The 21,696-nt window shown below is 73.2% G+C and carries 19 protein-coding genes and 2 riboswitches; of the genes, 8 read left to right on the top strand and 11 right to left on the bottom strand.

Annotated elements, in window-relative coordinates:
- Positions 1 to 26 precede the first annotated feature (26 nt).
- The gene (locus ACFU74_RS25790; protein ID WP_380760798.1) at positions 27 to 1,163 is read right to left on the bottom strand and encodes a glycosyltransferase family 4 protein; all 1,137 of its coding nucleotides are present in this window, start codon (positions 1,161 to 1,163) and stop codon (positions 27 to 29) included.
- A gap of 254 nt (positions 1,164 to 1,417) precedes the next feature.
- On the opposite strand from ACFU74_RS25790, the gene ACFU74_RS25785 reads away from it, so the two are divergent.
- A complete protein-coding gene (locus ACFU74_RS25785) occupies positions 1,418 to 2,869 on the top strand; it encodes a glycosyltransferase 87 family protein (protein ID WP_380760796.1) in 1,452 nt (483 codons plus the stop codon).
- Between the two features lie 42 nt (positions 2,870 to 2,911).
- Here ACFU74_RS25785 and ACFU74_RS25780 read toward each other — a convergent pair whose 3' ends face one another.
- The 6 genes from ACFU74_RS25780 to ACFU74_RS25755 form a co-directional block, all read right to left on the bottom strand.
- Positions 2,912 to 3,853: a hypothetical protein gene (locus ACFU74_RS25780; protein ID WP_380760794.1), complete on the bottom strand. Its 942-nt coding sequence runs from the start codon at positions 3,851 to 3,853 to the stop codon at positions 2,912 to 2,914.
- Positions 3,854 to 4,089: 236 nt separating this feature from the next.
- Positions 4,090 to 5,154: an NlpC/P60 family protein gene (locus ACFU74_RS25775; protein ID WP_380760792.1), complete on the bottom strand. Its 1,065-nt coding sequence runs from the start codon at positions 5,152 to 5,154 to the stop codon at positions 4,090 to 4,092.
- Between the two features lie 251 nt (positions 5,155 to 5,405).
- Positions 5,406 to 6,608 (bottom strand): NlpC/P60 family protein, encoded by a 1,203-nt coding sequence (locus ACFU74_RS25770; RefSeq protein ID WP_380760790.1) that lies wholly within the window; start codon positions 6,606 to 6,608, stop codon positions 5,406 to 5,408.
- A 10-nt stretch (positions 6,609 to 6,618) separates the two neighbouring features.
- A riboswitch (cyclic di-AMP (ydaO/yuaA leader) is annotated at positions 6,619 to 6,771 on the bottom strand.
- Between the two features lie 348 nt (positions 6,772 to 7,119).
- Positions 7,120 to 8,163: an NlpC/P60 family protein gene (locus ACFU74_RS25765; protein ID WP_380760788.1), complete on the bottom strand. Its 1,044-nt coding sequence runs from the start codon at positions 8,161 to 8,163 to the stop codon at positions 7,120 to 7,122.
- A gap of 210 nt (positions 8,164 to 8,373) precedes the next feature.
- The gene (locus ACFU74_RS25760; protein ID WP_380760800.1) at positions 8,374 to 9,726 is read right to left on the bottom strand and encodes an NYN domain-containing protein; all 1,353 of its coding nucleotides are present in this window, start codon (positions 9,724 to 9,726) and stop codon (positions 8,374 to 8,376) included.
- Between the two features lie 308 nt (positions 9,727 to 10,034).
- Entirely contained in the window at positions 10,035 to 10,298 is a 264-nt protein-coding gene (locus ACFU74_RS25755; RefSeq protein ID WP_380760786.1) for a hypothetical protein, read from the bottom strand.
- 201 nt (positions 10,299 to 10,499) lie between these two features.
- Here ACFU74_RS25755 and ACFU74_RS25750 point away from each other — a divergent pair, with 201 nt between their 5' ends.
- Entirely contained in the window at positions 10,500 to 11,348 is an 849-nt protein-coding gene (locus tag ACFU74_RS25750; protein ID WP_380760784.1) for a rhomboid family intramembrane serine protease, read from the top strand.
- Positions 11,345 to 11,626, top strand: a complete 282-nt coding sequence (locus tag ACFU74_RS25745; RefSeq protein ID WP_350549500.1) for an Lrp/AsnC ligand binding domain-containing protein — start codon at positions 11,345 to 11,347, stop codon at positions 11,624 to 11,626. Before ACFU74_RS25750 ends, ACFU74_RS25745 begins: the two co-directional genes overlap by 4 nt.
- An 18-nt stretch (positions 11,627 to 11,644) precedes the next feature.
- Here ACFU74_RS25745 and ACFU74_RS25740 read toward each other — a convergent pair whose 3' ends face one another.
- The 3 genes from ACFU74_RS25740 to ACFU74_RS25730 form a co-directional block, all read right to left on the bottom strand.
- A complete protein-coding gene (locus ACFU74_RS25740; protein ID WP_380760781.1) occupies positions 11,645 to 13,009 on the bottom strand; it encodes an aminotransferase class V-fold PLP-dependent enzyme in 1,365 nt (454 codons plus the stop codon).
- 52 nt (positions 13,010 to 13,061) lie between these two features.
- Positions 13,062 to 13,179, bottom strand: a riboswitch (SAM riboswitch).
- A gap of 107 nt (positions 13,180 to 13,286) precedes the next feature.
- A complete protein-coding gene (trpD, locus tag ACFU74_RS25735; protein WP_380760779.1) occupies positions 13,287 to 14,363 on the bottom strand; it encodes an anthranilate phosphoribosyltransferase in 1,077 nt (358 codons plus the stop codon).
- A gap of 142 nt (positions 14,364 to 14,505) precedes the next feature.
- Complete coding sequence (locus ACFU74_RS25730) at positions 14,506 to 14,931, bottom strand: hypothetical protein (protein ID WP_380760777.1); 426 nt, start codon at positions 14,929 to 14,931, stop codon at positions 14,506 to 14,508.
- A gap of 391 nt (positions 14,932 to 15,322) precedes the next feature.
- Here ACFU74_RS25730 and ACFU74_RS25725 point away from each other — a divergent pair, with 391 nt between their 5' ends.
- The 5 genes from ACFU74_RS25725 (at position 15,323) to ACFU74_RS25705 (ending at position 20,165) form a co-directional block, all read left to right on the top strand.
- Positions 15,323 to 15,943 carry a heme-copper oxidase subunit III gene (locus tag ACFU74_RS25725; protein WP_344335583.1) on the top strand — a complete coding sequence of 207 codons (621 nt, stop codon included), beginning with the start codon at positions 15,323 to 15,325 and terminating at the stop codon, positions 15,941 to 15,943.
- Between the two features lie 187 nt (positions 15,944 to 16,130).
- Positions 16,131 to 16,940 (top strand): c-type cytochrome, encoded by an 810-nt coding sequence (locus ACFU74_RS25720; protein ID WP_380760774.1) that lies wholly within the window; start codon positions 16,131 to 16,133, stop codon positions 16,938 to 16,940.
- Between the two features lie 8 nt (positions 16,941 to 16,948).
- Positions 16,949 to 18,007 carry a Rieske 2Fe-2S domain-containing protein gene (locus ACFU74_RS25715; protein ID WP_380760772.1) on the top strand — a complete coding sequence of 353 codons (1,059 nt, stop codon included), beginning with the start codon at positions 16,949 to 16,951 and terminating at the stop codon, positions 18,005 to 18,007.
- A complete protein-coding gene (locus ACFU74_RS25710) occupies positions 18,004 to 19,662 on the top strand; it encodes a cytochrome bc complex cytochrome b subunit (protein ID WP_380760770.1) in 1,659 nt (552 codons plus the stop codon). Before ACFU74_RS25715 ends, ACFU74_RS25710 begins: the two co-directional genes overlap by 4 nt.
- Before the next feature lie 119 nt (positions 19,663 to 19,781).
- Entirely contained in the window at positions 19,782 to 20,165 is a 384-nt protein-coding gene (locus ACFU74_RS25705) for a GntR family transcriptional regulator (RefSeq protein WP_380760768.1), read from the top strand.
- Between the two features lie 9 nt (positions 20,166 to 20,174).
- On the opposite strand, the gene ACFU74_RS25700 is transcribed toward ACFU74_RS25705, so the two are convergent.
- Positions 20,175 to 21,431, bottom strand: coding sequence for an Ig-like domain-containing protein (locus ACFU74_RS25700; RefSeq protein ID WP_380760766.1), 1,257 nt, complete (start codon positions 21,429 to 21,431; stop codon positions 20,175 to 20,177).
- Between the last annotated feature and the right edge of the window lie 265 nt (positions 21,432 to 21,696).

Here is a 21,696-nt window from a genome sequence, read left to right as displayed (position 1 = left end):
GTGGGGCGGGCCGCACCGGCACACCTTCAGCCCGCCAGCAGCGAGGTCAGCCGCCCGGCCAGCAGGTCCCAGCGCCAGGAGCGGTCCACCCAGCGCCGTCCGGCCTCGCCCATCCGGCGGCGCAGCTCCTCGTCCCGCAGCAGCCGGACGATCCGCTCGGCCGCCGCGGCGGGCGTGCCGCCCGGCACCACGTAGCCGGTCTCGCCCTCCAGCACCGCGTCCGGCGCGCCGCCGGAGTCCCCGGCCACCACCGGCAGGCCGGTCGCCGAGGCCTCCAGGTAGACGATGCCGAGCCCCTCGACGTCCAGTCCGCCGCGCCGGGTGCGGCAGGGCATCGCGAAGACGTCCCCGGCGCCGTAGTGGGCCGGCAGCTCCTCCCACGGCACCGAGCCGGTGAACCGGACGGCGGAGCGCACGCCGCGGGCGTCCACCAGCTTCTCCAGGTCCGCCCGGTAGGGGCCGCCGCCGACGATCAGCAGCACCGCGTCCGGCACGTCGGCGAGGATCTGCGGCATCGCCTCGATCAGGGTGTCCTGGCCCTTGCGCGGCACCAGCCGGGAGACGCAGACCACCACCGGCCGGTCGGCCAGGCCGAGCCGCTCGCGCACCGCGGCGCCGCCGGAGTCCGGGTGGAAGCTCCGCTCGTCGACGCCGGGCGGCAGCTGCACCATCCGCGCGGCGGCCTCCGGGCCGACGGCGGAGGCGATCCGCGAGCGGGTGTACTCGCCGAGGTAGGTGAGCACGTCGGTGCCCGTGCCGATCCGGCGCAGCAGCTGCCGGGCGGCCGGCAGCTGGGCCCAGGCGGCCTCGTGGCCGTGGGTCATGCCGAGCAGCCGCCCGGCCCCGGCCCGGCGCAGCGCGGGGGCCATCAGGCCGAGCGGGGCCGCGGCACCGAACCAGACCGAGTCGCAGCCCTCGGCCCGCAGGATCTCGGCGGCCCGCCGGGTGACCCGCGGTGTGGGAACCATCACCTTCGTCCGGTCGCGGATCACCGGGAACGGCTGTTCGGCGTCGAAGCGCGTCACCTCGGTGCCGTCGCGCCAGGTGGAGGCGTACACCACGACGCTCCCTGCGGGCTGACGCACGGCCATGTTGTGGACGAAGGCCTGGATACCGCCCGGCCTGGGCGGGAAGTCGTTGGTCACGATCAAGGTCTTGTGCATCAGGCCACGGCTCGCTCGGTCGGGGGGTGCTCGGTGTACCGCTGGGTGATCCGTACGATAGGTCAACACCACGACCCGCCGGGAACGGAACCACGCACGGCAACCGTTCCACCCCAGGGTCTGTCCTAGTACCCGGGTGGTCGGCGCAGCCGGTCGGGCCCCGTGACGGCGGCCGATCCCGATCCGCCCGGACCGCCCGGGCGCCCGCCGCGCGGCGCCGCCGACGGGACGTCCGAGACGAACGAGGGAGCGCAGTGGAGTTGGCCCCGGCCACCGAGTCCGGTACATCCAGCGGCGCCGAGGGCCCCGGCACGGCGCTCGCCGTCCGGCGCGAGCCCGCGCAGAGCACCACGCGCCCCTCCGGGCGCTCGGGCGCGCTCCTGGCGCTCGGCGGGACCTGGGTGGCCACCCGGACGCTGCTGGTGCTGCTGGTGACCGGCGTGCTGCGGATGCCCGGCGGTGACATCACCGCCGACGTCTGGCTGATCTACCACGGCTGGTACGGCGTGCTGCAGACCGGCACCTTCCCGCTGGACGACGTCACCTGGCAGTACCCGCCCGGCGCCGCCCTGGTGATCCTGCTGCCGGGCCTGCTGCCCTGGTCGTACCTGGTGTCGTTCTGGGTGATCTGCGGGATCGCCGACGCTGCCGCGATGGCCCTGCTGGTCCGCACCGGGATGCGCAAGGGCCGGGCGCTGACCGGCGCCTGGGTCTGGGTGGCCGGCGTCCCGCTGCTCGGCCCGATGATCTACAACCGCTACGACGTGATCGTCACCGCGATCGCGGTGGCCGGACTGCTGGCGCTGATCCGCCGGCCGGCGGTCGGCGGCCTGCTGCTGGGCCTCGGCGGCATCGTCAAGATCTGGCCGCTGCTCGGCCTGATCGGCACCCCCTCCGGCCGGCGCACCCGCCGCTCCTGGACCGCCGCGGCGGCCGCGGCGGCCTCGATCGGCTTCCTGCTGGCGGCCGGGATGAACGGCGCGTTCGAGTTCCTGACGTTCCAGAAGGACCGCGGCATCGAGGTGGAGTCGGTCGGCGCGCTGCCGATCCACTTCGCCCGGATCACCGGGGCCTGGGACGGCAGGGTGATGATGAACTACGGCTCGGTGGAGATGCTCGGGCCGTGGGTGGACGTGGTCAGCAAGGTGATGCTGGCCGGCACCGTGCTCGGCTTCGGCTGGCTGCTGCTGTGGCGCTTCACCGCCCGGCGGCGCAACGCGGCCACCATGTACGACGCCGCGCTCGCCGCGCTGCTGATCTTCACCGTGACCAGCCGGGTGATCAGCCCGCAGTACCTGGTCTGGCTGGTCGGCGTGGCGGCGGTCTGCCTGACCGTGCGCGGCAGCAGCCAGCGGCCGGTGGCGCTGCTGATCCTGGCCGCGACCCCGCTGACGCTGGTGGAGTTCCCGCTGGTCTTCGGCGACGTGGTCGCCAGCAAGCCGGGCGCCATCGCCGTGCTGACGCTGCGCAACCTGCTGCTGCTGGCCGCCACCGTGCTGTCCTGCGTGCGGCTCTGGCGCTCCACCCGGCGCGCCGAGCGGCTCCCGGAGACCGTGGTGCTGGCCCGCCCCGAGCCGGTCCCGGCGGCCGCGTTCTCGGTGCGCCCCGGCATCGCGTACGAGCAGGACCTGCTGGACGGCATCGACCGGCCGCGGACCTCGCCCGGCGACCGCCGCCAGGGCGCCCGGCCCTCGGCCCGGCCCTAGGACTGTCCTGGGCCTGCCCTGGAACCGGCCCTGGAACCGGCCCTAGGACTGGGCGAGTGCCCGGACCTCGGCCTGCCAGAGGCGGGTGAACTCGGCCAGGCCGAGGCCGAGCCGGTCCCGCAGCAGCCCGTCCAGCCAGGCCTGCCGGTCCGCGCCCGGGGCCGCCGCGCCGACCGCCCGGTAGAGCGCCACCAGCCGCTGCGGCCCGTACCGGCGGGCGATCAGGTCGCAGGCCAGCCAGGCCTGCTCGTAGACCTGGGCGAGGCCCTCCCCGCCGGCCGCGAAGGCGGCGTCCTCGGGCAGTGCGGCGGGCAGCCGCCCGGCGGCGACGTCCCGGGCCAGTTCCGGGGCGATCCGGCGGGCCGGCCGGTTCGCGTCGCGGTAGCCGGTCCAGTCGGCGGCGCCCTCGGAGAGCCAGAGCGGCGTCCAGGCGCGGGTGTCGGCCCGGGTCGCCACGTGCACCGCCTCGTGGGTGACCACCACCTGGCGGCCGAAGTCGCTCAGGCCCGCGTAGGTCTCCGGGTTGACCAGGACCCGGTCGGCCGGGGCGTTCAGCGGCGCCCCGGGCGCGGCCACCGTGACCGCCGCCATGCCGGACCAGCCGGCCTGCCCGTCCGCCAGCAGCCGGGTGAACTGCTCCCCCGTGGCGGGCACTTCGAGCAGCAGCCGGCCGGCCCAGGCGGTGCCCCAGAGGGCCTCGACGGCCGCCACCGCCCGGTCGCCGACGACCGCGAGCCCGGTGGGGGCGGGTATGCCCCCGGCGTCCATCCCCAGCACCAGGCAGCGCGCGCCGTCCTCGGCCCGGACGGTGCCGAGGTCCCACGGCGGCGGCGGTCCGTCCGCGCCCTCCTCGTGTTCGACCCGCCAGCCGGCGGCGGAGCGGGCCAGCGCCAGCCGGCGCGGATGGACGACCGGCCACCGGTCGTAGCCCGTCACCTCCACGGTCAGCTCGGCGGTGGCGGCGCACCGCCCGGCCCGGTCCACCGGCCCCAGCAGCAGGTTGCGGTACCCGGCACGCAGCGGCAGCGCTGGCGGCCCGGCGGTCAGCGCCCGGGCCCGCGCGTCGAGCAGGGCCAGGACGTCGGCGTGCTCGTCCGGGGCCGCGGCGGCGGTCGGCGCCGGGGCGGCCCCGGGCAGCGACAGCTGGGCGAGCCCGCCGGCCGCGAGCAGCAGGGCGGTGCGCCGGGACGGCCCGCGGTCGGCGGCGGGATCCGGGCGGCTCAGAGCCGGATCACCCCCGAGACGGGCATCGTGGTGACGCTCTCGTAGCGGACCTTGGCCCCCGGGTACGGGGCGTGCACGATCACCCCGCCGCCGGCGTACATCCCGACGTGGTGCATGTCCCGGTAGAAGATCACCAGGTCCCCCGGCCGCGCTTCGGAGAGGCTGACCCGCCGCCCGGCGTACGCCTGGGCCTGCGAGGTGCGCGGCAGGGTCACTCCGGCCTGCCGCCAGCTCCAGTACATCAGACCGGAGCAGTCGAACGCCTTGGGCCCGGCGGATCCGTACACATAGGGCGCGCCGACCATCCGCACCGCGGCGGCCAGCGCGGCGGCGCCGCGTTCGGAGGCGGGCGGGGTGTCGCCGAGGTCCAGCCGGTCCTTGCCCCGGGTGGCGCGCTGCTCCGCGTCGTGGGCGTCCTGGGCGGCGAGCCGGGCTCGCTCGGCGGTGCCGAGGCTGTTGAGCAGCCGCTGGGCCTTGGCGAGCCGCTGCTGGATCTGCTGCTTGCTCTCGGCCAGCGCCTTGCGGGTCTGCTCCAGTTCGGCGAGCTTGGCGGTGGTCTCGGCCCGGCGCTGGTCGAGCGCCCGCTGACGGCCCAGCAGCTCGTGCAGGGTCTCGTTCTGCCGCTCGGCCGTCTGGTCGAGGGCGCGGGCCCGGGAGAGGTAGCCCGCCGGGTCGGTGGCGAGCATCAGCTGGACGGTCCTGGTCATCCCGCCGCCGCGGTACTCGGCGCCGGCCACCGTGGCGAGGTCGCCGCGCAGCCGGTTGAACTCGTCCTGGCCGACGGCGATCTGCTCCTGGAGCGTGCCGGTCTCGTGCTGGAGCCGCTGCTGGGCCTCCTGGGCGGCGTTGAACCGCTCGGAGGCCTGCTCGGCCTCGTCGTAGAGCTGCTCCACCTGCGCCTTGACGTCCTTGCGGTCGGCCGGGGCGTCCGGCGCGCCGGGGACGGCCCGGGCGCTGCCGCCGGTCGCCACGCCCAACGCGGTGGTGGCCGCCGCGGTGAGCACCAGCGCCCGGGCGAGCACCTGCGCACCTGACAGCGGGGAACGGCGGTGCACGGCCATGCGACGTCGGCTCCGATCCTGGGCCCGGCCCGCCGCCGCACCGGGGCGGGCGGCTGTCGAAGCGGGCGTCCGGTGGCAGACGTTAGCGAGTCCGGGCAACCGAATCCAAACCCCTCCGAACCCGAATATTCAGACACTTATCGGACGTCAGATCGGTTCGCGGACCGAGCGTCCCGGCGGGCCCGGAAAAGCCGCGGGCCCGGCCTCCCCGCACGGGGAGACCGGGCCCGACGAAGCCTGCCGACCGGCGGTCAGAGGCGCACGATGGTGTTGACCGGCATGTTGGACGCCGCCTCGTAGCGGACCGACGCGCCCGGCTTCGGGGCGTGGATGACCTGGCCGCCGCCGACGTAGATGCCCACGTGGTGGCGGTCGCCGTAGAAGATCACCAGATCGCCGGGCTGGGCCTTGGAGATGTCCGAGCCGATCTGGGTGCCGGCGGTGGCCTGCGCCTGCGAGGTCCGCGGCAGCGACACGCCGGCCTGGGCGTACGCCCAGCCGGTGAGGCCCGAGCAGTCGAACGAGTTCGGGCCGGTGGCGCCGTACACGTACGGGGAGCCGAGCTTGCTCTCGGCGGCGGCGATCGCGGCGGCGGCGCGCGAGCCGTTGGCGGCGGGCGCGGCCGGGGCGGCGGGCGCGGCCGGCTTGGCGGCCGGGGCCGACGGGGCGGAGGACGCCGCGGGGGCCGAGGAACCGGCCGACGGCGCGTTCAGGTTGGTCCGGTTGGTGTCGCGGGAGGCGCGCTCGGCCTCGGCCTTCTCCTTGGCGGCCTTCGCGGCCTCGGCCTTGGCGGCCTCCGCCTTCGCCTTCGCCTCGGCGGCGGCCTTCTCCTCGGCCGCGCGGAGGGCCTGGCGCTCCTGCTCGGTGAGCGTGTTGAGCAGGTCCTGGGCCTTCTGCAGCTTGCCCTGGACGTCCTCCTTGGAGCTCTTCAGCTGCTGGGTGGTGGACTCCAGCTCGGCGAGCTTGGCCTGGGTCTCGGTACGGTCCTGGTCGAGCCTGCGCTGCTGCTCCTGGAGCTCCTTCAGCGCGCCGGACTGGGTCGAGCCGGCCTGGTTCAGGGCGTCGGCCTGGTTGAGGAAGTTGTCCGGGCTGGCGGAGAGCATCAGCTGGACGGTCTGCGAGATGCCGCCCGTGCGGTACTGCTCGCCGGCGATCTCGGCGAGGCCGCCCTGGGCCTCCGTCACCACGGCCTGCTGGCGGGCCACCTTGTCCTGCAGCTCGGCGACCTGCTTCTGCAGCTCCTGCTGCTTGGCCTGGGCGCCGTTGTACTTCTCGGTGGCGACCTCGGCCTGCTCGTTGAGCTGGTCGACCTGCTCCTTGACCTGGTCCTTGGTCGGCGTCGGGTCGGCGTGGGCGCCGGACTGCGCGGACAGGGCAACGGCAGCGGCGGCGACACCGGTCAGGATCGAGACACGGGTGCGGCCGGCGGGCTTGGGACGACGATGGGACGCCACGAAGGCGGACTCCTTCTTCCTCATCCGCCTACCGGGTGAGCTGACGGGTTCGGGCGGAAGCGTGCCCTACGACGCCTCACCCGCCGCTCCCGCGGCCGGCCTGGCGCCGATTCACCCCGGAGGAACGTGGTTCCCCGGCTCCGCTCCACAGCGGACCCCCGACTGCTGGGCCCTCACTCGGACGGGCGACCCGAAGGCCCCGTCCCGCTGCTTCGCGAACTCGGCGGCGAACCCCGCCGCCACCCAGGCTGGGTGATCGACTGTGCGTGGTTCGAAGCACGACCCTAGTAACAGATCCGTGATCCGTTCAAATCCTTGTCAGAAAAAAGCCGGAAGAATACCCAAGTTCTTTTGTGAATATGACCGAGTGTAATCACGCCCCCACGACCGGCTGATCATTCTCCGTCAGACGGTCGAACACCCACCCGAAACGCGCCGCGCCACCCCCGGTTCGGAGGTGGCGCTGATCACAGGGGCCCCGACGGGCCCCCGGGCGTGTCGTGCCGGTCCGTCAGACCCGGCGGATGGTGTTGATCTTCATGGCGTCGGCCTTCATCACCTTCACCACGTCACCGGTGCGCGGCGCGTGCACCACCATGCCGTTGCCGATGTACATGCCGACGTGGCTGCGGTCGTCGCGGTAGATGACCAGGTCGCCCGGCTGGGCCTCGGCGATCGACGGCACCCGGGTGCCGTAGTTGCCCTGCGCCTGCGAGGTGCGCGGCAACGAGACGCCGGCCTTCCCGTACGCCCAGACCATCAGGCCGGAGCAGTCGAAGCCGCTCGGGCCGGTGGCGCCCCAGACGTACGGCGAGCCCGTCTTGCTCATCGCCAGGGAGACCGCGGAGCCCGCCTTGCCGCTCGCCTGCGGCAGGCTGCCCAGGTCGGTGCGCTCGGAGCCGCGCGAGGCACGCTCGGCCTGCTGCTCCTGCGCCTTCAGGGCGGCCCGCTCGGAGGCGCTGAGCGAGTTCAGCAGGTCCTGGGCCTCCTTGAGCTTCTTGTTGACCTCGGCCTTGGACTGGTTCAGGTCCTTGGTGGTGCTGTCCAGCGAGGCCAGGACGGCGGCGGCCTCGGCCTTCTGCTGGTCGAGCCGGCGCTGCTGGTCCTGGAGCCCCTTGAGCGCTTCGGCCTGGCTGGAGCTGGCCTGCTGCACGCTGGAGGCCTTGTCCAGGTAGCCGGACGGGTCGGAGGTCAGCATCAGCTGGACGGACGGGTCGATGCCGCCGGTGCGGTACTGCTCCCCCGCCACCTCGGCCAGCCCGGCCTGAAGCTGGGTCATCTGCTCCTGGCCGCGTGCGACCTGGTCCTGGAGCTGGTCCGCCTGCTTGCGCAGCTGGTCCGCGCGCTCCTTGGCGCCGTTGTACTTCTCGGTGGCCTGCTCGGCCTCCTCCTGCAACTGGTCGATCTGCGCCTTCACGTCGTCCTTCTTCGGCGACGGGCTGGGCGCGGCGTGTGCGGCGACCTGGGCGGAGAGGGCGACCGCGGTCGCAGCGGCAGCGGTGAGCACGGAGACCCGCGCGCGGCTCGGCTGCTTGGGACGGCGGTGGGAGGCCAAGGGACCGGCTCCTTCTTCCAATGGCCTCACCCGAACGGGTGAGAATCCGGAAAATAGGTTTGACGCCAGACACTAGTGAAGATCCACGCTTCGCGCCACTCCCCCGATCGCGTGAACCCGAACCGCCCATCTGACTTCACAAAACTCGCACAACACCGCAATCCGGGCGCTGACCAGCCGTCATACCGACCGGCCCGCACCCGGAAGCGGTTACGGCCGGGCCAGCCGGTTCAGCAGCAGCACCGATGCTACGGGGCGCGCGCCGGCCTTCCGCACGCCCTCCGCGACCTCCCGGTCGGTGGAGACCACCACCACCGGGCGCCCCTGCGGCTCGGCCCGCACCAGCCGGCGGATCAACTCGTCCGCCGTCTCCCCGGTCCGGCTGAACCGCACCCGCACCCCGCGCGGCGGCGCCATGATCACCGGCACGTCCAGGTCCTGGCCGTCGAACACACAGGTGACCTCCGCCTGGGTGCGCTGCGCCAGCATCGCCAGCCCGCCCAGCAGCCGGATCCGCTGCTGCTCCAGCGGCAGCGTCGGATAGCCCGTCTTGGTCACGTTGTAGCCGTCCACCACCAGATGGACCTGGGGGATCGCCAGCAACTGGTCCAGCAGCGCCGGATCGTCCTCGGCCAGACCGCGCCGCGCCACGTCGTGCGGCGAGGCCGCGCCCGGCACCACCGCCTCCACCAGGTCCGCCGGACGGATCTGGGACACCGGCAGCGCCAGCTCCCGCTGCAACCCCTGGGCCGACTGCAGCACGGTGTCCAGCAGCAGCCGCAGCCGCATGTCCTCGACGCTGCGCCCCTCGCGGGCCGACCGGCGGTTCTGCTCGACGGCGTTCTCCAGCTCCGTGACCCGGTGCCGCAGCCGGCGCGCCTCGCTCTCCGCCGCACTCCGCTCGGCCGCCGCCTGCGCCCTGACCGACTCCAGCTCGGCGGCCACCTTGCGGGTCTCCGCCTGCGCCCGGCGGGTGTCGCTCTCCAGCGACCGCAGTCTGCGGCGCAGCGAGTCCGCCTCGCGCCGGACGTCCTCCGACTCGGCCCGCTGGCGCTCCAGGTCGGAGCGCGCCGCGGAGCGCAGCTCGGCCAGCTCGGCCTGCAACTTCTCCACCAGCCGGGCCGCCTCGGCCGCCGCGCCCTCGGCGCCCGCCCGCTCGGCCTCCTCGCCGGCCTCGGCCACCAGCCGGCTCCACCCGGCGGAGCGCACCAGGTAGGCCGCCGCCGCCACGTCCATCGGGTCGGCCGCGCCCGGCACGGTGCCCGACTCCAGCGCCCTGACCAGGTCCGGCTGGCCCAGCCGCAGCCGCTCCGCTATCCGCGAGCGGAAGGCCGGCTCCGCCTCCAGGGCCGCCGCCAGCGCGGTCGCCGCGTACTTGGCCCGGCGCGCGGGGGTGAACTTGGCGTACTGGCGCAGCGACTGGGGCAGTTCCGCGAGCGGCAGCCCGCCCAGTGCGTCGGAGGCGAGGCCCACCACGCGCCGGCGCACGCCCTCGGGCAGCGGCCGGTCCAGCGTCTCGGCGTCGCCCGCTCCGACGCCTCCGGCGTCCCCGCCGTCCCGCACCGCGCCGTCGACGGCTGCCGCCGGATCGTCACCGCCGCCGGACTCCTCGCCGGCGGCCGACTCGGCCGGGGCCCCGGTGCCGGAGGGGGCGGCCCCTGCCACGTCCGGCGCCTGCGCGTCCACAGCGGGCTGCCGCCCCTGCGGGCCGCCGGGCTCCTTCGCTGCGTCCACCACGTCCTCGGCTCCGATCCTGGTCCAGCGGGGTACGGCCCCGGCCGCCACCCCCGTCACACTCCGTGCGTTCCCTCTGTATTGTCCCGTGCGGCGACCGGCCACGCCCTGCACCGCCCGCCGCACGGATCAGGCGGTCAGGCCTGCTCGGGGGCCTCGGCGCCGTCGGCCGCGCCGGGGCGGGCCACCAGCTCGACCTGGTCGACCGCGTTGCACCAGCGGCAGCGCACCGACTCGACGGTCTCGCTGAGCACCTGGGTCTCCTCGACCTTCGACTCGCCGGCCAGGTCGAAGTGGAGGAACTCGGTGACCCGGGCGGTCCGGGTCACGTCGAAGCGGGTCAGGTTGCCGCAGAGCGTGCAGCGCCAGCGCGTCTCGGCGGTCAGGGCGGGGACGGTCATCGGGGGTCCTCTCGGGTGGTCCCTGAACGGGCTCAGGCGCTCCCCCCGGAGCCCCGGCGTCGGCGGCGGGAGGTGGGAATGCCCGGCCCAAGCCTATTGCCTGGGGCAACCTTCGCGGCCACCGGCCGACCGGCCCCCGCCGGTAGCCCACCTGCCGTAACCGCGCGGTGCCCGCACGGCGCCGGAGGGATGCTGGGGCCCATGGCGATCCCGGTCCTCCCCGCCCACCCCGGCGCGCGCCACGGCCGGCCGGCCGGCACCGCCCCGGCCGTCTGCTACGCGCTGATCGCGATCAACACCGCGGTCTTCCTGCTGGGACCGGCCGCCGGGCTCAACCCGCTCTACGGCCGCGGCCAGGGCCGGGTCTGCGCGGAGCAGCGCTACGAGCAGCGCTGGGGCGCCGTCCCCGTCGAACTGCTGACCGGACGCCCCCTGACCGCCGGCCAGCTCGCCGAGGCCCCCGACCCGGTGCCCGGCTGCCCGGCCGCGCCCACCCCCGGCAAGCACCCGGCGCTCTCGGTGCTCAGCGCGCTCTTCCTGCACGCCGGCTGGCTGCACCTGCTCGGCAACCTGCTCTTCCTGCACGTCTTCGGGCCGACCGTGGAGCGGCGGCTGGGGCGCTCCCGGTTCCTCCTCTTCTACCTGGCGTCCGGGACGCTGGCCACCTACGGCTTCGCACTGGCCGAGGCGCACTCGGCGGACTCGACCCGGGTGCTGATCGGCGCCTCCGGGGCGATCTCCGCCGCGCTCGGCGCCTATCTGCGCTTCCACCCGCGGGCCAGGGTCACCACGCTCGTGCCGCTGCTGCTCTTCCTGCCGCTGCGCTTCCCGGCCTGGCTGGTGCTGGGGCTCTGGTTCGTCCTGCAGTGGTGGTCGGTGCACTCCGCCGGGCCCGGTGTGGCGTACCTGGTGCACGTGATCGGCTTCGCGGCCGGCTTCCTCTACGCCTGCACCCTCATCGGGCGCCGTCCGCGGACCACCCGCCCCCGCGACGGTGCCCCCGACGCCCGATACCCTGGCGGCACCTCACAAAGGAGTACGCCACCGTGATCACCGCCATCGTCCTGATCAAGACCAGCGTCGACCGCATCCCGGAGATCGCCGAGGCGATCGCCGCCATCGAGGGCGTCAGCGAGGTCTACTCGGTGACCGGCGGCTACGACCTGGTCGCGATGGTGCGGGTGGCCCGGCACGACGACCTCGCCGAGGTGATCCCCGGCCGGCTCAACAAGGTCCCGGGCGTGGCCCACACCGAGACCCAGATCGCCTTCCGCACCTACTCCCAGCACGACCTGGAGGCCGCGTTCGCGATCGGCCTCGACGAGTAGCACCGCCGAGCGGTCCGCTCAGCCCTCGCGGCGGGTGTCCGCGACGCAGCGGCCGCCCTCGTTGCGGTAGGTCCAGGCCGCGCCGTCCGTGACCAGCTCGCGGACGGCGGTCAGGAACCGCTCCACGTGCTCGTCCGGGGTGCCCGCGCCGAAGCTCACCCGGATCGCGTTCAGGCTGCGCTCGCCGGGCAGCGAGGGCTCCGGCGCGCCGCACTCCGAGGGCGCCGCCTCCTCGTCGCCGAGCAGGGTGCGCACCAGCGGGTGGGCACAGAACAGGCCGTCGCGGACCCCGATGCCGTACTCGGCGGACAGTGCGGCCGAGAAGTGCGAGCTGTTCCAGCCCCGGACCACGAAGGAGAGCACGCCCACCCGGTCCGAGTCGGCGCCGAACAGGTTCAGCACCCGGACCTCCGGGATCTGCGCCAGCCCCTCCTTCAGCCGCGCGACCAGCGCCCGCTCGCGCGCCTCCAGCGCGTCGAACCCGGCCTCGGTGAGCGCCCGGCAGGCCGAGGCGATCGCGTAGGCGCCGATGACGTTGGGCGAGCCTGCCTCGTGCCGGGCCGGGCCGGTGTGCCACTGCACGGCCACCGAGCCGTCGGTCTCCCGGGCCACCGTGCGGGTGGCGCCGCCGCCGGCCAGGTACGGCTCGGCCTCGTCCAGCCAGTCGGCCCGGCCGGCCAGCACCCCGGCGCCGAAGGGCGCGTAGAGCTTGTGGCCGGAGAAGGCGATCCAGTCGACGTCGAGTTCGCGCACCGAGACCCGGTGGTGCGGGGCCAGCTGTGCGGCGTCCAGCACCACCCGGGCGCCGTGGCGGTGCGCGGTGCGGGTCAGCTCGGCGACCGGCCACAGCTCGCCGGTGACGTTGGAGGCGCCGGTGACGCAGAGCAGCTTCGGGCCCTCGGGCGCGCCGGCCAGCGCGGCGTCGAAGGCGGCGACCGCCTCGGCGTGCGAGCGGGGGGCGCGCAGGTAGGTGACGGGCAGGCCGGCGTGCGCCCAGGGCAGCAGCGAGGCGTGGTGCTCGGTCTCGAAGGCGAACACCTGGGTCCCGGCCGGGAGGGCGCCGGCCAGCAGGTTGAGCGAGTCGGTGGTGGCGCGGGTGAAGACCACCTGGTCGCCCTCGCGCAGGTCGAGGAACTCGGTGACGGTGCGGCGGCTCTGCTCGAACAGGTCGGTGGAGAGCTGCGACAGGTAGCCGGCGCCGCGGTGCACGCTGCCGTAGTAGGGGGCGTAGGCGGCGACGTCGTCCCAGACCCGCTGGAGCGCCGGGGAGCTGGCGGCGTAGTCGAGCGCCGCGTATCCGACCTTCTCGCCGTTGGCGAGCGGGACCTGCACGTCGTGGCCGAGGACCGGGAGCGGGGCGCAGAAGGAGGTGGCGAGGGACATGAGGATGCACTCCTGTGACGGGTCAGGGACCCCGGGAGTGCGTTCAGTCCGGCGTCCGCGCTTGCCACGCGGACCGATCGCCGCGTGACCCGGTCCTCACCCAGGGCACCCCGCCACGGACGGAGGGTTGCCGGACAGCCAGCTGGGGCTTGACGCTGTCGCTCATGACCTGGCGAAGACTCTAGGTCGCGCGCGTCCCGCGGTCAAACAGGAGTCCGTATCCCGGACAGTCGGAGGGGCCCGTGGGAGGCGTCTCCCACGGGCCCCAACTCCCGTGTCACGCCCGGGAGGTGGCCTCCGACCAGTGCTTCAGCAGATCGCGCGCCGCGCCCGAGTCGATCGCCGCGGCGGTGCGCCGCATCGCGGCGCCGAGCTGCTCGGCGAGCGGTGCGTCGGTCAGGTCGAGCGCCACCAGCGCGGCCGCCGAGTTCAGCAGCACCGCGTCCCGCACCGGCCCGTGCTCCCCGGCCAGCAGCCGGCGCGCGACCTCCGCGTTGTAGGCCGGGTCCCCGCCGCGCAGCGCCTCGATGCCGACCGGCTCGATGCCGACGTCGCGCGGGTCGAAGGAGGTCTCGGTGACGTCGCCGTCCCGGACCACCCAGACCCGCGAGGTGGTGGTGATGGTCAGCTCGTCCAGCCCGTCGTCACCCCGGAAGACCAGCGCACTGGCACCGCGCCGCGCCAGCACGCCGGCGATCAGCCCGGCGAGGCGGGTGTCGAAGCAGCCGATCGCGTGCGCGGTGACCCGCGCCGGGTTGGTGAGCGGGCCGAGGATGTTGAAGGCGGTCGGCACCCCGAGCTCGCTGCGGGCCGGTCCGGCGTGCCGCATCGACGGGTGGAAGGTGGCCGCGAAGCAGAAGGTGAGCCCGACCTCCTCGGCGATCTCCGCGACCCGGCGCGGCCGCAGGTTCAGGCTGATGCCCAGCTTCTCCAGCACGTCCGAGGAGCCGCTGGCCGAGGAGGCGGCCCGGTTGCCGTGCTTGACGACCTTGGCGCCGGCCGCCGCGGCGACGATCGCCGACATGGTGGAGATGTTGACGGTCTTGGCCCGGTCGCCGCCGGTGCCGACGATGTCCACCGCCGGGCCGGGGATGAGCAGCGGCTCGGCGTGGGAGTACATCGAGTCGACCAGACCGGAGATCTCGTCGACCGTCTCGCCCTTGGCCCGCAGCGCCACCATGAAGCCGGCGATCTGCACCGGGGAGGCCTCCCCGCTCATGATCCGGTCCATCGCCCACGCGGTGGCCGAGCGGTCGAGGTCCTCCCCCCGCAGCAGCGCCGACAGGACGTCCGGCCAGGTGCGGACCACCTGCGCGGGCTCGCTACCGCCGTTCGCAGGCTGCACGTTCACCATGACCGACTCCAGCTCTCGCTCCCCGCGGACGGGGAAGGACGTAGGGACGGAGTCAGCCTATCGAGCGGCGGGGCCCCGGGCTCCGCCGTTCACCCTTCTTCTCTTGTACTGAGACGCCGGGGTGAGACACCGGTCCCCCGCGCTAGCGCGCGGCGGGCGTCCGCTTGGCCAGCCGGGCCCGCAGCAGGGTGGCGGCGGCCCCGGCCAGCGCCACCGGGTCCACCGGCTGGGAGATCGCCGCGTCGGCCCGGCTCCAGGCCGCCAGCCAGGAGTCCTGCGGCCGGCCGATCAGCACCAGCAGCGGCGGGCAGCCGTAGATCTCGTCCTTCAGCTGCCGGGCGAGCCCGAGCCCGCCGGCCGGAACCGCCTCGCCGTCCAGGACGCAGAGGTCCACCCCGCCCTTCTCCAGCGCCTTGAGCACCGCGGGGGTGGTCGCGCACTCCAGGTACTCCAGCTCCGGCAGGTCCTCCGCGGGCCTGCGGCCGAGAGCGGTCAGCACCTGCTCGCGGGTGGTGCGGTCGTGGCTGTAGACGAGAACGGTCAAGGTCTCGTCGGTCGTGTACGCCATGGGCCTGCTCCCTCACGTGTGATCCGGACCACGTTCGCCTCTCCCCGGATGCTACTCCCGATCACCCGCCGCCGAGCCCTTCCGGGGAGATCCTCCTCGGCCGGGCGCCCCCGCGACTGGTCCGGGCGGAGCACGGCGCGTCACCCCGCCCGCACAGTCCACCCGTACGGCGGACGGGTGGTCTCTCCCCTTACTACCGACGGCCCCGGGAGGCCTCCGCGACACGCCGCGAAGGGCCTCGAAGGGGCCTTCCGGCAACCGTCAGAAAAGGGACACGCCGCTGCTCAGCAGGGGTACCGACAGCCCGTCGGGTGCCAGGGGGGCATACCGCACGCACCGGACACTCCGACGGACACCCCCCGGCGTGAAGACGGAATAAGGGACCGACATAATGTCCGTCGTGGCGACAGCAACAGCAGTAGAAACCGGGCACGCGCACGGATCGGTCAACCGGCCGAACATGGTCAGCGTCGGAACGATCGTCTGGCTCAGTTCCGAGTTGATGTTCTTCGCGGCCCTCTTCGCGATGTACTTCACGCTCCGCTCCGTCAAGGGGCCGGAGTTCTGGACCGAGAAGGCGCACGCCCTCAACGTGCCCTTCTCCTCGGTCAACACCACGATCCTGGTGCTCTCCTCGCTCACCTGCCAGCTCGGTGTCTTCGCCGCCGAGCGTGGGGACGTGAAGAAGCTCCGCTCGTGGTTCATCATCACCTTCGTGATGGGCGCGATCTTCATCGGCGGCCAGGTCTTCGAGTACACCGAGCTGGTCAAGAAGGACGGCCTGACGCTGTCCTCCGACCCGTACGGCACGGTGTTCTACCTGACCACCGGCTTCCACGGTCTGCACGTGACGGGTGGTCTGATCGCCTTCCTGCTGGTCCTGGGACGGACGTACGCAGCGAAGCGCTTCACGCACGAGCAGGCCACCGCCGCGATCGTGGTGTCGTACTACTGGCACTTCGTCGACGTCGTGTGGATCGGCCTGTTCGCGACCATCTACCTGATCAAGTAACCAGCTGATCAGGTCGCTGGCCACCGGCCTCGGGTCCCGCCCTCACCGGCGACGGCCCGATTTCGCCGGTGCCGACGCTCCCACCGACCGACCGCGCGCGCAGCCCTAGACAGGCAGCCTCGTGCCGGCCAGACCGGCCGCCGGGTGCACCCACCAGTCGACCAGATCCTGACACCGGGGTTATTCCGTGAAAAAGCTCTCCGCACGACGGCGCCACCCACTGGCGGCGCTGGTCGTCCTACTTCTCGCCCTGGCGGCAACCGGGGGGCTGTACGCCGCGTTCGCGCCCGCCGACAAGGCGCAGGCCGACGTCGCCGCGCAGTCGCTCGCGATCGACGAGGGCAAGAAGCTCTTCGCCGTGGGCTGCTCCTCCTGCCACGGCCTGAACGGCCAGGGCACCAGTGACGGTCCGACCCTGGTCGGCGTCGGTTCCGCCGCGGTCGACTTCCAGGTGGCCACCGGCCGCATGCCGGCCCAGCAGCCCGGCGCCCAGGTGCCGCGCAAGCCGAACATCTACTCGCAGGCGGAGATCGACCAGCTCGCCGCCTTCGTCGCCTCGCTCGGCCCCGGCCCGGTGACGCCGACCGAGGAGCAGTACACCTCGACCAACCCCGAGGACCTGTCCAAGGGCGGCGAGCTGTTCCGCACCAACTGCGCCCAGTGCCACAACTTCGCCGGCCAGGGCGGTGCCCTGACCCAGGGCAAGTACGCCCCGTCGCTGGAGGGCGTGGACGCCAAGCACATCTACGAGGCCATGCAGACCGGCCCGCAGAACATGCCGTCGTTCCCGGACAGCATCATGCCCGAGGAGCAGAAGAAGCAGATCGTGGCCTTCGTCCGCCACACCACCAACGATGAGCCGAACCCCGGTGGTCTCACGCTCGGCAGCCTCGGTCCGGTGACCGAGGGTCTGTTCGGCTGGATCTTCGGTCTCGGCGCGCTCATCGCGGTCGCGATCTGGGTCGCCGCCCACACCACCAAGGCCAAGAAGTCATGAGCCACGACATGTCAGAAGAGAAGCTCCCGGAGTCGCACGGCTCCGCCGGGCACCACGAGGTGGCCGCCCACGGCGACCCGTTCGCCGACCCCGGCCTGCCGGCCCACGAGCCGCGCCGCACCGACATCGACGAGCGGGCCGCCAAGCGGGCCGAGCGCCAGGTGTCGCTGATGTTCGTCGTGTCGATGATCGCCACCGTCGGCTTCATCGCCTCGTACGTGGCCATCGACCCGGACAAGATCGTCTACATCTGGCCGCTGGGCCACGTCAGCGCGATGAACTTCGCGCTCGGCATGACCCTCGGCGTCGCCCTGTTCCTGATCGGCGCGGGCGCGGTCCACTGGGCCCGCACCCTGATGTCGGACCACGAGATCCCGGCCGAGCGTCACCCGATCGAGGCCGACGACGAGGTCCGCGCCGACGTCATCGAGCAGTTCAGGACCGGTGCCGCGGAGTCCGGCTTCGGCCGCCGCAAGATGATCCGCAACACCCTCATCGGTTCGATGGCGCTGGTCCCGCTCTCCGGCGTGGTCCTGCTCCGCGACCTGGGCCCGCTGCCCGAGGACAAGCTCCAGCACACCGGCTGGGACGAGGCCACCGAGGCCAAGCCCCTGCAGCTGGTCAACATGAACACCAACCTGCCGATGAAGGCCGAGGACATCATCCAGGGCTCCCTGGTGTTCGCGATGCCCGAGGGTCTGACCACGCACTCCGAGGACTTCCAGGTTCGCATCGCGAAGGACGCCCTCATGCTGGTGCGCATCGCGCCGGAGGACATCAAGGACGAGAAGTCCAAGGAGAAGGGTTTCGAGGGCATCCTCGCCTACTCCAAGATCTGCACCCACGTCGGCTGCCCGATCAGCCTGTACGAGCAGCAGACCCACCACGCGCTCTGCCCCTGCCACCAGTCGACCTTCGACCTGGCGGACGGCGCGCGCGTCATCTTCGGCCCGGCCGGCCACCCGCTGCCGCAGCTGAAGATCACCACTGACGAGAAGGGCTTCCTGGTCGCCCACGGCGACTTCGACGAAGCCGTCGGCCCGAGCTTCTGGGAGCGTGCTCGATGAGCAGTGCGAGCAGCACCAAATCCGGCGCCGCCAAGCCGGCCAGCACGCGCGCCAAGCCCGCGAACAAGTGGGAGGCCGCGGCCGACTGGACGGACGGCCGGCTGGGGATCTACTCCCTCGCCAAGGCCAACCTGCGCAAGATCTTCCCGGACCACTGGTCCTTCATGCTGGGCGAGATCTGCCTCTACACCTTCGTCATCATCATCCTGACCGGCGTCTACCTGACGCTGTTCTTCAAGCCCTCGATGGGCGAGGTCATCTACGACGGCTCGTACGTGCCGCTCAAGGGCCTCCCGATGTCCGAGGCCTACGCCTCGACGGTCGACATCAGCTTCGAGGTGCGCGGCGGTCTGCTGGTCCGCCAGATCCACCACTGGGCCGCCCTGGTCTTCGTGGCGGCGATGCTGGTGCACATGATGCGCGTCTTCTTCACCGGCGCGTTCCGCAAGCCCCGCGAGATCAACTGGGTCTTCGGCTTCCTGCTGCTGGTCCTGGGCATGTTCGACGGCTTCTTCGGCTACTCGCTGCCGGACGACCTGCTGTCGGGCACCGGTATCCGCTTCATGGAAGGCGCGATCCTCGCCGTCCCGCTGGTGGGCACCTACATCCAGATGTTCCTGTTCGGCGGCGAGTTCCCGGGCACCGAGATCGTGCCCCGGTTCTTCACCATCCACGTGCTGCTGATCCCGGGCATCATGCTCGGCCTGCTGGTGGCCCACCTGATCCTGGTCTTCTACCACAAGCACACCCAGTGGGCGGGCCCGGGCAAGACCGAGAAGAACGTCGTCGGCATGCCGCTGATGCCGGTCTACATGGCCAAGGCCGGCGGCTTCTTCTTCCTGGTGTTCGGCGTCATCGCCGCCATCTCGGCGATCGCCACCATCAACCCGGTCTGGTCGGTCGGCCCGTACCGCGCGGACCAGGTGTCCACGGACGCCCAGCCCGACTGGTACATGGGCTTCTCCGAGGGTCTGATCCGCCTGATGCCGGGCTGGGAGATCGGCCTGTGGGGCCACACCCTCAACCTGGGTGTCCTGGTCCCGCTGGCGATCTTCCCGCTGGTGCTGGTCTCGATCGCGGTCTACCCGTTCATCGAGGGCTGGATCACCGGTGACAAGCGCGAGCACCACATCCTGGACCGCCCGCGCAACGCCCCGGTCCGCACCGCGCTGGGCGCCGCCTGGATCAGCCTCTACCTGATCCTGCTGGTCGCCGGTGGCAACGACCTGTTCGCCACCCACCTGCACCTGTCGATCAACTCGGTCACCTACTTCGTCCGCGTCGGCTTCTTCGTCGTCCCGGTCGTGGTCTTCATCGTCACCAAGCGCTGGTGCCTCGGCCTCCAGCGCCGGGACAAGGAGAAGGTGCTGCACGGCCGCGAGACCGGCGTCATCAAGCGCCTGCCGCACGGCGAGTTCATCGAGGTGCACGCCCAGCTGCCGCAGCAGGACCTGCACAAGCTCACCGCGCACGAGCAGGTCCAGCCGTACGAGCTGCCGGCCGAGACCGACGAGAACGGCGTGGCCCGCAAGGCCGGCGTCCTCTCCCGGACCCGGGCCAAGCTCGCCCGCGGCTTCTACGGCGAGGGCAGCCAGATCCCCAAGCCGACCGCCGAGGAGCACCACGAGATCACCAGCGGCCACGGCCACCACTGATCCCGTACGCACCCCCGCGTCGCCCCCGAGGGCCGCTGACCGGAGTTCTTCCGGTCGGCGGCCCTCGGGCTTTGCCGTACCCGCGCCCCTCCTCCCGCAGCGAACCCCAGGAGCCCACCGTGCAGCTGTCCGTCGACCCGGCCTCGGCCACTCCCCCGTACGAGCAGATCCGCGCCCAGATCGCCGAGCAGGCCCGCACCGGCGAGCTGGCCACCGGGCTGCGGCTGCCCACCGTCCGCGCGCTGGCCGAGACGCTCGGGCTGGCCGCCGGGACGGTCGCCCGCGCCTACCGGGAGCTGGAGGCGGACGGGGTGGTGGAGACGCACGGCCGGCGCGGCACCCTGATCGCCGCGGTCGGCGACTCCGCGCACCGGCTGGCCGCCGCGGCCGCCGCCGAGTACGCCGAGCGGGTCCGGCGGCTCGGGGTGCCGCCGGAGGACGCCCTGGCCGCCGTGGACGGCGCGCTGCGGGTCGCGTACCGGGACGACGCCGCGGAGGGCTGAGCGGCCCCGTCAGAGCTGCGGGGCGATCATCCCGGTGGCGGGTGCCCGGGTGACCGGGGCGGTGGTGCTGACGGGGCCGCCCAGGGCGCTGTGCCCGAGCCACTCGGCCCAGCTGATGTTCCAGTCGCCGAAGCCGTTGCCGAACGGCTCCATGCCCTTGCCGCGGCTGTTCACCACCGTCACCAGGTCCCCCACCCTGGTGTTCTGGTAGAACCAGCGGGCGTTATCGGTGCTCATCCCGGTACAGCCGTGACTGACGTTCTCCACGCCCTGGGAGCCCACCGACCAGGGCGCGGCGTGCACGTACTCGCCGCTCCAGGTGACCCGGGTGGCCCACTCGACGTCGAGGTCGTAGGACTCCGCGCTGCCGGCCGCTATGCCGATCGTCTCGCCGCTCATCCGGACCTTGCGCTCCTGGCCCAGCACCACCTTGACGCCGTTGCGGGTGTCGAAGCCGGGCTTCCCGGTGGTCACCGGCATCGTCCGGACCACCTGGCCGTCGCGCTTGAGGGTCAGCTGGTGCGCGGCCGCGTCCACCACCGTCTCGACGCGCTCGCCGATCCGCAGCGCCAGGGCGGCCCGGTCGCCGCCGTACAGGCCCTCGGAGATCCGGCTGCCGGTGGCCTCGAAGGCCAGGCCGACGGTGGTTCCGGTGGGCCAGTAGTCCTCGGGACGGAAGTGCAGGTTCCGGTCGTCCACCCAGTACCAGCCGCCGGTGACGGCGGGCTGCGAGACGACCGTCAGCGCGCGCTCCACCTCCTGGCGGGCCTGCGGGTCCTTGACCGCCTCGGAGAGCTGGACGGTGAGCGGCTGGCCCACGCCGTAGACGCCGCTGCCGGAGGAGTCCGGGCCGAGCTTGGCGGTCAGCAGGTGCTGGGCGGCCAGGGTGGAGAAGCCGGCGGTGGTCTCGCCGCGGCCGCCGCGGCCGTCGTCGGCGGCGATCCGCACGGTGTAGGAGGTGGCGGCCTTGAGCCGTCCGGTGGTCTGCCAGCTGCGCTGGTCCTCGGAGAGCCGCCCGGCGACCACCCGCCCGTCCGGGCCGACCACGGTGACGTCGGTCAGCCTGCTGCCCGGCTCGGCGGTCACCGTGAGCGGCTGGGCGGGGTCCGCCCGCTCGGTGGCGGACAGGTGCACCAGCGCGGCGGCGTCGACCTTGCGGACCTCCTCGGTGCCGTCGCCGCCGGAGGTGCAGCCCGCCAGCGGGACCAGTACGACGAGGGCCAGCGTGATGCCGCCGAGACCCGCGATTCCGCGTCTGTCGGCCATGACCGCCTCCCGGGGTTTCGCACGATTGGTCAGATCGTAGGAACCGCCTCCGGCCGAGCGACAACCGAACGGGGCCCTGTTGGGCCGCCAGGGTGAGGCCGTCACTCCGGGGACGCAACAGGGCCGGGCATCCCGTGCGGGATGCCCGGCTCCGACGGCCTCCCGGACACCCACAACCCGCTCTTCGCCGACGCCGAGGCCCGCACCGCGGCCCGCGCCGAGCAGGAGGGCGCGGACTGGAACGACCCGCGCGAGGACGGCCTGA

Origin of the sequence: Kitasatospora sp. NPDC057500, from assembly GCF_042802195.1 — a bacterium.
Taxonomy (GTDB): Bacteria; Actinomycetota; Actinomycetes; order Streptomycetales; family Streptomycetaceae; genus Kitasatospora.
Note: the sequence above shows the minus strand (reverse complement) of the source record. Positions and strands in the feature narration are given on the sequence as shown.